Origin of the sequence: Micromonospora sp. AMSO31t (genome assembly GCF_008868175.1) — a bacterium.
GTDB lineage: Bacteria > Actinomycetota > Actinomycetes > Mycobacteriales > Micromonosporaceae > Micromonospora.
Genome location: NZ_WBKT01000056.1, coordinates 25071 through 33193, shown reverse-complemented (window position 1 = coordinate 33193; position 8123 = coordinate 25071). Strand labels below are relative to the sequence as shown.

The window sequence follows — 8123 nt, the reverse complement described above, 5'->3', positions numbered from 1 at the left end:
CCCCCGGGCCGGCGTCGCCTCCCACCGCCACGCCCACCAGGGACTCCCGAAAGGGCCGGGGGCTGGCGAACCACCGCGACCAACCGCATCCGTCACCGGGAGAACTCCGTGAACCACACCCTGCCTGTCTGCCGCGCGAGATGGCGCGACGTCCACGACATCGTCGATCTCGTCGCCGGCCCCTTCGCCGACAGTGCCACCGGCGCCTGGCTGGTGCCCGACGACCGCCGCCGGCGGGCCGTGCTCACCTCCGTCGTCCGCGTCTGGACCGAACACGCTCTCCTCTCCGGCGAGGCGTACCTCCTGCAGGACCATTCCGCCGCCGCCGTCTGGCTCCACCGGTACGGCCCCACCCCCGCGCCCACCGGCTACGGCGAGCGCCTCGCCGTGGCCTGCGCCGACCACCTGGACCGTTTCCTTCAGCTCGACGACGTCCTGGGCGCGCACCGGCCCGCCGATCCCCACAACCACCTGGCGTTCTTCGCGGTCACCGCACAGCCGCACCGGATCCGACGCGCCGGCGCACTGCTGGCCGCCAGCAACGCCCGCATGGGCCAGGCCCGGCTCCCCACCTACACGGAGGCGAACACCCCGGCGGAGCGGGACCTGTACGCCCGCCACGGCTACGTCGCCCATGAGCCCTTCAGGCTCCCCGACGGCACCACCACCTGGCCGATGTGGCGGAGCCCGGGGCTGCGCCAGCCCGGGCGCAACCCCGCCCGGCCGGCGATCTGCCCGTACGCGGCGATGTCGGCATAGGTGGCCGGGGACGCGAGGTGTATCGCCCCGGGCGGCGGGTAGCTCGGCTCGCAAGCTGAAGCCCGCGGTGTGGCAGGGGCTGGGGCAGCGCCACGCCGCGCTGCGCCCGGGGCGGCGCTCGGACGTGGGCCCGTTGCCCCCGGGGTGCGGGCATCCTCGGACGGTCCTGAGCGCGAGGGCGTCGCGGGCCGGGTGACCCGCGCAACGATCATGTTTTCGCCGTGGGCCGGCGGGTAGCAGGGGGCCCACACGGTCGAGGGTCAAGAAGCGGCCCCGGACGACTCTCCGCAACCCCGCCGCTCCCGTGCCCGACGACGACCGTTCCCCGCTGCACCGCAACGCAGCAGGTCGATGCCACGCGCGCGGAGCCGAAAGGCCTCGCCGTGACCTCAGCACACCTGGCACCCCGACCCAGCTCCGACCTGCCGACCGACCGGAACGTCCGGCCGCCCACGGTGACCCGCGCCCGCTGCTCGGCGAGCGGTCCGTCTTCGGCGAGCTGGGCGAGGATCCTGAGTTCGTCCGGGCGCTGGACCGGGCACTGCGGGACCTGGAGTCCTACGGGCCGGCTGCCACCACCTGCGACCACCTGGCCAACCAGCTCCTGCCCGCCGCATGACACCGTGTCCACCCGCCGGAACCCGTCCCCGCTCCCGAGGAGTCCGCTCGTGATCCAGTTCTCCGACGTCGACCTGTCCGCGGTGCGGGTGCTGCTCTGCGACGCCGACGGCAACCTCTTCCCGTCCGAGGAGCCCGCCTTCGTCGCCTCGGTCGAGGTGACCAACGCGTTCCTGGCCGCGTACGGGGTGCCCGGCACGCTCACGGCCGAGCAGTTGCGCCTCGGCACCACCGGCAAGAGCTTCCGCACCACGGCCGTGGACCTCTGCGTCTCCTCCGGCGTACCCGTCGAGGCCGCCGTGGCCGGCGGACGCCCGGAGGCGATCGTCGCGCCGGGACCGCTCCTGGACGGCCGCCCGGTGCTGACCGCCGCCGCCCTGGAGCACTGGGTGGCCGAGGAGAAGGCCCGGGTCAGCGCCCACCTCGGCGAGGTGCTGCGGCCGGACCCGGAGGTGCGGGACGTGCTGGGCAAGCTCGCTCCGCATGTCACGCTCGCCGCGGTGAGCAGCAGCGCGTGCAGCCGGCTGGCGGCCTGCTTCGTCGCCACCGGACTGGCCGGGCTCATTCCGGTGGAGCGGCGCTACAGCGCCGAGGACTCGCTGCCCGTACCCACCAGCAAGCCCGACCCGGCGATCTACCTGCACGCCGGGCGGGAGTTGAGCTGCGGCGGCGCGGAGGGGCTGGCCGTGGAGGACTCCGTGCCCGGCGCACGGTCCGCCGTGGCCGCCGGCTTCCCCACGGTCGGCAATGTCATGTTCGTGCCCGAGGCGGAACGCGCCGACCGGATCGAGGCGCTGCGCCGGGCCGGGGTCTTCGCCGTGGTCACCTCGTGGCGGGAGCTCGCCGACCTGCTGCTGCCGGCGGTCGGCGCCCCCTGACCGGCACGGCCCCACGGCGCTCGCCGGGGCCGGCCGGGCGGGCCGTCAGTGCCCAGGTGGTGCGGCCGACCACCAGCCGGGCCGCCGGCACGGTCACCGACCGCAGCAGCCGGCCGACCCGGTCGGCGAGCCGACCCACACTGCTCGGCCGCTGGGCGCTGAAGTGCACGTGCGCACCGACCACGGCGAGCCACGGCAGCACGGCCAACGCTGGCCGGGGCGCACCCTGGATCAGCAGGGCCGGCGAGCAGCGCGCCGCCGGCCAGCACGACCGGCATCCGCCGCGCGGCACCAGGACCACCGCCAGGGCGGCCAGGCCGCCGACGACCGCCGGGATCGCCAGCTCACCGGCGGGCGCGGGTCCGGCGAGCAGCCGGCCGGTCACCGCCGCGGCGGCGCCCGCGACGATCGCGGCGACCTACCTCCATCGAAGACGGTGCGATTCACACTTCCTCACGGGTCGGGCCCGAAACCTGCGCCGGTCCGGCGCGTCGACGAGCGGCGGCCGCGGCGGGACGGGCGGCGCCGGAGGAGGTGTACGCCCCGCGTCCCGGGGTAGGGATCTCCGCGGGTCAAGAAGAGCGCCCAAGGACCGCCGCTGCCGCACCCCCGGGTCGGTGAGCGGGTGCATCCCCCGGTCGGAGGCGCCATGTCGACAGACCTGTTCCCCTCGACGCGGGCAAGCCGGCCCGGGCCGTCCGGGCGCGGCCCGGACCCGGCCGACCTGTCCTGTCGCTGTCGTTGAGCTGCTGCGACGGATCCACCAAGGTGATCACCGTCCGGGGCGAGATCGACACGAGCAACGGTCGGCGGCCGACCGTCCGCCACGGGCCCGGCGACGAGTCCGACTGCTCGACAAAAAGACCCCTCTGGACGGTTCCGGGCGAAGAGTCCGGGTAGGAGCTGACAAGCGCACCCCGACGCGAATGGGAGAAACATGTTCAATCCACTGGACCACAAGGGAATCCCCCTGGAGAGCCAGATCCGCAACTGGCGCGAACTGAACGTCGAGCCCATCGACCCCGAGGCGGTCGATCCCTACACCCGCTGCCGCATCATCACGATGAACGGCATCGAGGTCGAGGCCATCAACTTCCAGCACCAGTTCGCCCGCGTCTGCCCGGACCAGGACGTCCGCCGGCAGCTGGCGTACGTGCGGTACGTGGAGAACCAGCAGCAGCGGGTGGTGAACTGGCTGCTGCCCGGTGTGGCGAGCGTGCTGGAGACGACCCTCGGCTACGAGCAGGTGGCCGTCGACCTGACCGCCTTGGCCCGGCACGAGCCCGACCCCTACCTGAAGCAGGCGTACGAGTTCGGTGTGCTGGAGGACTTCGACCACCTCTACCGCTATGCCAACCTCTACGAGATGGTCGAGCGCCGCAAGGCCGAGAAGGTGGTCGACGGCCTCACGGAGGTCATGCCGGGCCGGCCGACCGTGCAGGAGCACCGGCACCCGTTCGACGAGGTGCGCACCCCCTACGACCGCAACTCGGTGGACCCGCGTTCAAAGCTGAACGCGCTGACGATCCTCTCCGCCGAGCAGCAGGTGATGTTCTACTACATGAACGTCGGCCCGCAGTACATGGAGCCGATCGCGCGCCAGCTCTACCAGGAGATCAGCCTGATCGAGCAGGAGCACGTCACCCACTACGAGTCGCTGCTGGACCCGGGCGAGAGCTGGTGGGAGCGGCTGCTGACCCACGAATACAACGAATGCTGGCTCTACTACTCCTTCCTCCAGCAGGAGAGCGACCCGCGCATCAAGGCGGTGTGGGAGCTGCACCTGCAGATGGAGCTGGCCCACCTCCAGCAGGCGGCCGACCTGTTGCGCCGGCACGATGGCCGGGAGCCGGAGGAGATCGTCGGCAGCGCCGGCCTGCCCGAGCCGCTGACCTTCGAACCGAACAAGGAGTACCTGCGCCACCTGCTGGCCACCCAGATCGACGTCACCAAGCTCGGCGAGGGCTACGTCCAGGAGGCGCACGAGCGCTTCGAGTGGATGCAGCAGCAGTTGCACGACGGCCAGAAGCCGCCCACCGAGCAGGTCATCGACATGCACCGGGAGCGCCTCGGTGACGAGTACCGCATCGAGACCGAGGGGCCGCACCCGGTGGAGCGGCTGCGCGCCGAGGGAGGCACCGATGCCTGAGACGGGCGCCCCGGCCACGCCCGGGCCCGAGGAGGACGTGGTCGACCTGCTGCTCGCCCAGCACGCGCGCGTCGAACAGCTCTTCCTGCTGGTCATCGGCAGCACCGGCGACACCCGCCGGGAGGCCTTCGACGAGCTGGTGCACCTCCTCGCCGTGCACGAGACCGCCGAGGAGGAGGTCATCCATCCGCTGGCCCGGAACCTGCCGGGTGGCGGCGACGCGATGGTCGACGACCGGCTCGCCGAGGAGCGCCAGGCCAAGGAGACGCTGAAGACGTTGATCGCCGGCGGGGTCGACGCGGAGGGCTTCGACACGGGCATCATCCTGCTCCGCGACGCGGTGCTCACCCACGCCCGCTACGAGGAGCGCTACGAGTTCCCCCAGCTACGCCAGCACGTGCCCGGCGACCGGCTGCGCACCCTCGCCGGCGCCGTCCGCGCCGCCGAGGCCACCGCGCCGACCCGGCCGCACCCGAGTGCCCAGTCGGCCAAGGGCAACCTGGCGGCCGGTCCCGCGCTGGCCGTCGTGGACCGGGTCCGCGACGCGCTCCGTAAGCCGTCCGCCGGCTGACCCCACCACACGCGCTCAGGAGAACAAGGAAGGACAGGACGTTGAGCGGCGACCAGTACCAGCAGCAGGATCCCCAGGAGCAGTACCGGGGACCGGACGAGCAGACCGGCGGCCAGCAGTCGGCGCCCGGCACGACGCGGGAGATGCCCGACGAGCCCGACCACGGCGAGGAGAGTTACCAGGGCAGCGGCCGGCTCACCGGGAAGCGGGCGGTGATCACCGGCGGCGACTCCGGCATCGGCCGGGCGGTCGCCATCGCCTTCGCCCGCGAGGGCGCCGACGTGCTGATCGCGTACCTGCCGGAGGAGGAGGACGACGCGCGCCGGACGGCGGAACTGGTCGAGAAGGCCGGTCGCAAGGCGGTGACGGTCCCGGGCGACATCCGCGACGAGGCGCACTGCGCCGAGATCATCTCGCGCGCCGTCAGCGAGCTGGGCGGCCTCGACATCCTCGTGAACAACGCGGCGTACCAGATGTCGCAGCCGGGCGGCATCACCGACATCACCACCGAGCAGTTCGACCGGGTCCTCAAGACCAACCTGTACGCGATGTTCTGGCTCTCCAAGGCCGCCGTCCCGCACCTGCGGCCCGGGTCCACGATCATCAACACGGCGTCGATCCAGGGTTACCAGCCCTCGCCCGACCTGCTCGACTACGCCACCACCAAGGCCGGCATCATCGCCTTCACGAAGGGTCTCGGCGAGGGCCTGGCCGACAAGGGGATCCGGGTCAACGCCGTCGCGCCCGGACCGGTCTGGACCCCGCTGATCCCGGCCACCATGCCGGCGGAGAAGGTCGAGTCGTTCGGCAAGGACGTCCCGCTGGGCCGCGCCGGCCAGCCGGCGGAACTCGCCCCGGCGTACGTCTTCTTCGCCTCGCAGGAGTCCAGCTACATCACGGGTGAGGTGCTCGGCGTCACCGGCGGCAAGCCGCTGGCCTGACGTGCGACCGGAGCCTCGATCGGGCCGCCCACGCCTCGCGCGCGGGCGGCCCGGCCGGTTGCCGGTCAGGAACGACGGCCGTTCCTGCTCCGCCCCCGCAGCGACGACGCCAGGCGGCGAGCGAGGGCCCGGGAGCCGGACACCGTCCGGGCGAGCTGGCTCCGGTTCTGCCGGACGTACGCGGAGATCAGCGCGACGAGGAAGCTCAGCCCTCCGAGCCAGGCCAACCACTCCGCGACCGAGGCCAGGAGCGGAAGGGTCACGAACAGGCAGACGAGCCCGGACAGCGGGAAGACCAGTTGCAACCCGAACTCGTAGAGCAGGGACCGGGAGCCCCTCTGCTGCGCGTAGAAGTCGTCCCACCGGAAGACCCGGTCGTCGCCGGAGCACTCGAGGGCGACCGGCCGGAGGACCTCCCGGATGTACCTGTTCGCCGCCTCACGATCCTGCCGGCGCCGGAGGATGGTGATCCCGGAGATCGCCGCGAGCACCGGGACGGCGAGCAGCAGGCGGGGGTCGGCCCGGTTGGCGACCACGAACCCGAGGATCACCGCCACCACGGTCAGGTAGGCGCCGACGAGGGCGTGCGACGCGGCGGACTTCTGCGCCATGACGGCCCGGATGGCGGTGTATTCCGCGACGAGCAGGTTGGTGCGGTTGTCGGCGCGGGCAGCCGCCGTTTCGTCGGCCGGTGGAGAGCTTCTGGGAGGGGCCAGGTCGTTCCACGTCACGCATCGATGATGACAACCCTCCACAAGGACCCGTCCGACCGACCGTGGGTTGCGCTCCGCTTGCCGGTCCTCACCACGCGTGCTCCGTCCCTACCCCGCACGGGAGCCGACGTCGTCCAGGTGGCGCAGCGCCTCCGCCCAGGAGCGACCCAGGCTGGTCTCGTGGTAGTCGAGACCGTGCTCGGCGCAGAACCGCCGGATCAACGGCTGGGCATGACGCAGGTTGGGGCACGGCATGCTCGGAAACAGGTGGTGTTCGATCTGGTAGTTCAGGCCGCCGAGCACGGTGTCGACGAACCTTCCGCCGCGCACGTTGCGGGAGGTGAGCACCTGCCGCCGCAGGTAGTCGAGGTCGTCCTCGGCGTCGAGGATGGGCATGCCCTTGTGGTTGGGAGCGAACGAGCTGCCGAGGTAGAGGCCGAGCGCACCCTGGTTGACCAGGATGAACGCGACGGCCTGCGCCGGGGTCAGGACCAGGAGGACGGTGGTGAGGTAGCCGCCCAGGTGCAGGGCCAGCAGCGCGGCTTCGGCGGGCCGGCGCGGCAGGGGGCGCGGCCGGACGACGGCCCGCACGCTGTTGGCGTGCAGGTGCAGGCCTTCCAGCAGGAGCAGCGGGAAGAAAAGGTACGCCTGGTGACGCGCGATCAGCGCGGCGACGCCGCGCCGTCGCCGGGCCTGGTCGGCACTGAAGGACAGCGGCGCCACCCCGATGTCAGGGTCTTTGCCCTCGGTGTTCGGGTGGGCGTGGTGCCGATTGTGCTTGTCCACCCACCAGCCGTAGCTGATCCCGGTCAGCAGGTTGCCGTGCAGGATACCGATCAGGTCGTTGGCCCGTCGCGAGCGGGCGATCTGCCGGTGACCGGCGTCGTGGCCGATGAAACCGGCCTGCGCGAAGACCACGGCGAGGGCCACCGCGAGCACGAGCTGCCACCACGACTCGCCCCACCGGACGAACACGGCCCACAGTCCGGCGTAGCAGCCGACGACGAGACCGATCCGTACCGCGTAGTGGCCTCGCCGCCGTTCGAGCAGGCCCGCTGCGCGGATCTCCCGGGACAGGTCGGCGTAGTCGCTGCCCCGCCGTGGCTCGGCACCGATGCTGGTGTCGCTCACGACGGCCTCCCTGCCGGTCCCTGCCCCGATGGTTGAATCAGCGGCGCCGGCCCGATCGGCCGTGCCGGGTGCCGAGGTTGGCCGCCCCGGTCACCTTCAGTTTCAGCAACGGCGAGCCTGCCCGGGGCGGATTGCCGCATTGCGTCGGAGAATGATCGGAACTCATGGCGATGCCTGGAGCGGCGTGGTCGTGCACGCCCGGCGGCATGCTCACCGTACGCCGCAGAGGGTGCCACCGCACCCAGCCGATCGAGGTCATCGAGTCATCCGTGCGCGGTTACTGTCCGATTGCTGATCGTCACCCTTGGTGCTCCGCCCTACCCTGACGCCGGAAGCCGCCGCTTCCCGACCACGGCCAGGAGG

General features: G+C 72.2%; 10 protein-coding genes. 6 read left to right on the top strand and 4 right to left on the bottom strand.

The features are described 5' to 3' along the window. Nucleotides 1–108 precede the first annotated feature (108 nt). The 3 genes from F8274_RS15110 to F8274_RS15100 all read left to right on the top strand — a co-directional run bounded on the left by F8274_RS15110 (nucleotide 109) and on the right by F8274_RS15100 (nucleotide 2255). Nucleotides 109–759: a hypothetical protein gene (locus F8274_RS15110; protein WP_151463023.1), complete on the top strand. Its 651-nt coding sequence runs from the start codon at nucleotides 109–111 to the stop codon at nucleotides 757–759. A gap of 304 nt (nucleotides 760–1063) precedes the next feature. Next, the gene (locus F8274_RS15105) at nucleotides 1064–1378 is read left to right on the top strand and encodes a hypothetical protein (RefSeq protein ID WP_151463022.1); all 315 of its coding nucleotides are present in this window, start codon (nucleotides 1064–1066) and stop codon (nucleotides 1376–1378) included. Nucleotides 1379–1427: 49 nt separating this feature from the next. Next, nucleotides 1428–2255, top strand: coding sequence for an HAD family phosphatase (locus F8274_RS15100; RefSeq protein WP_151463021.1), 828 nt, complete (start codon nucleotides 1428–1430; stop codon nucleotides 2253–2255). Here the strand turns inward: F8274_RS15100 and F8274_RS15095 are convergent. Next, nucleotides 2200–2640, bottom strand: coding sequence for a hypothetical protein (locus F8274_RS15095; protein WP_151463020.1), 441 nt, complete (start codon nucleotides 2638–2640; stop codon nucleotides 2200–2202). The two genes, F8274_RS15100 and F8274_RS15095, sit on opposite strands and share 56 nt — an antisense overlap. A 552-nt stretch (nucleotides 2641–3192) precedes the next feature. Between F8274_RS15095 and F8274_RS15090 the strand changes: the two genes are divergently transcribed. Genes F8274_RS15090 through F8274_RS15080 form a run of 3 tightly spaced genes read left to right on the top strand, consistent with a single transcriptional unit; the run spans nucleotide 3193 to nucleotide 5916 of the window. Further along, nucleotides 3193–4404, top strand: coding sequence for a hypothetical protein (locus F8274_RS15090; RefSeq protein WP_151463019.1), 1212 nt, complete (start codon nucleotides 3193–3195; stop codon nucleotides 4402–4404). Next, nucleotides 4397–4975 carry a hemerythrin domain-containing protein gene (locus F8274_RS15085; protein ID WP_151463018.1) on the top strand — a complete coding sequence of 193 codons (579 nt, stop codon included), beginning with the start codon at nucleotides 4397–4399 and terminating at the stop codon, nucleotides 4973–4975. The genes F8274_RS15090 and F8274_RS15085 overlap by 8 nt, the downstream gene beginning before the upstream one ends. Nucleotides 4976–5016: 41 nt before the next feature. Then, complete coding sequence (locus tag F8274_RS15080; RefSeq protein ID WP_151463017.1) at nucleotides 5017–5916, top strand: SDR family oxidoreductase; 900 nt, start codon at nucleotides 5017–5019, stop codon at nucleotides 5914–5916. A 65-nt stretch (nucleotides 5917–5981) separates the two neighbouring features. Here the strand turns inward: F8274_RS15080 and F8274_RS15075 are convergent, their stop codons facing one another. From F8274_RS15075 to F8274_RS15065, 3 genes are all read right to left on the bottom strand, one after another. Beyond that, nucleotides 5982–6647 carry a hypothetical protein gene (locus F8274_RS15075; RefSeq protein ID WP_151463016.1) on the bottom strand — a complete coding sequence of 222 codons (666 nt, stop codon included), beginning with the start codon at nucleotides 6645–6647 and terminating at the stop codon, nucleotides 5982–5984. Between the two features lie 90 nt (nucleotides 6648–6737). Beyond that, nucleotides 6738–7760, bottom strand: a complete 1023-nt coding sequence (locus F8274_RS15070) for an acyl-CoA desaturase (protein WP_192579840.1) — start codon at nucleotides 7758–7760, stop codon at nucleotides 6738–6740. A gap of 37 nt (nucleotides 7761–7797) precedes the next feature. Beyond that, entirely contained in the window at nucleotides 7798–8019 is a 222-nt protein-coding gene (locus F8274_RS15065; RefSeq protein ID WP_151463015.1) for a hypothetical protein, read from the bottom strand. Nucleotides 8020–8123: the final 104 nt, after the last annotated feature.

What these genes read in the sequence shown, in the direction of transcription:
- F8274_RS15090 (WP_151463019.1), top strand. Translation starts at nt 3,193, where the DNA reads ATGTTCAATCCACTGGACCACAAGGGAATCCCCCTGGAGAGCCAGATC.
- F8274_RS15085 (WP_151463018.1), top strand. Translation starts at nt 4,397, where the DNA reads ATGCCTGAGACGGGCGCCCCGGCCACGCCCGGGCCCGAGGAGGACGTG.
- F8274_RS15065 (WP_151463015.1), bottom strand. Translation starts at nt 8,019, where the DNA reads ATGACCTCGATCGGCTGGGTGCGGTGGCACCCTCTGCGGCGTACGGTG.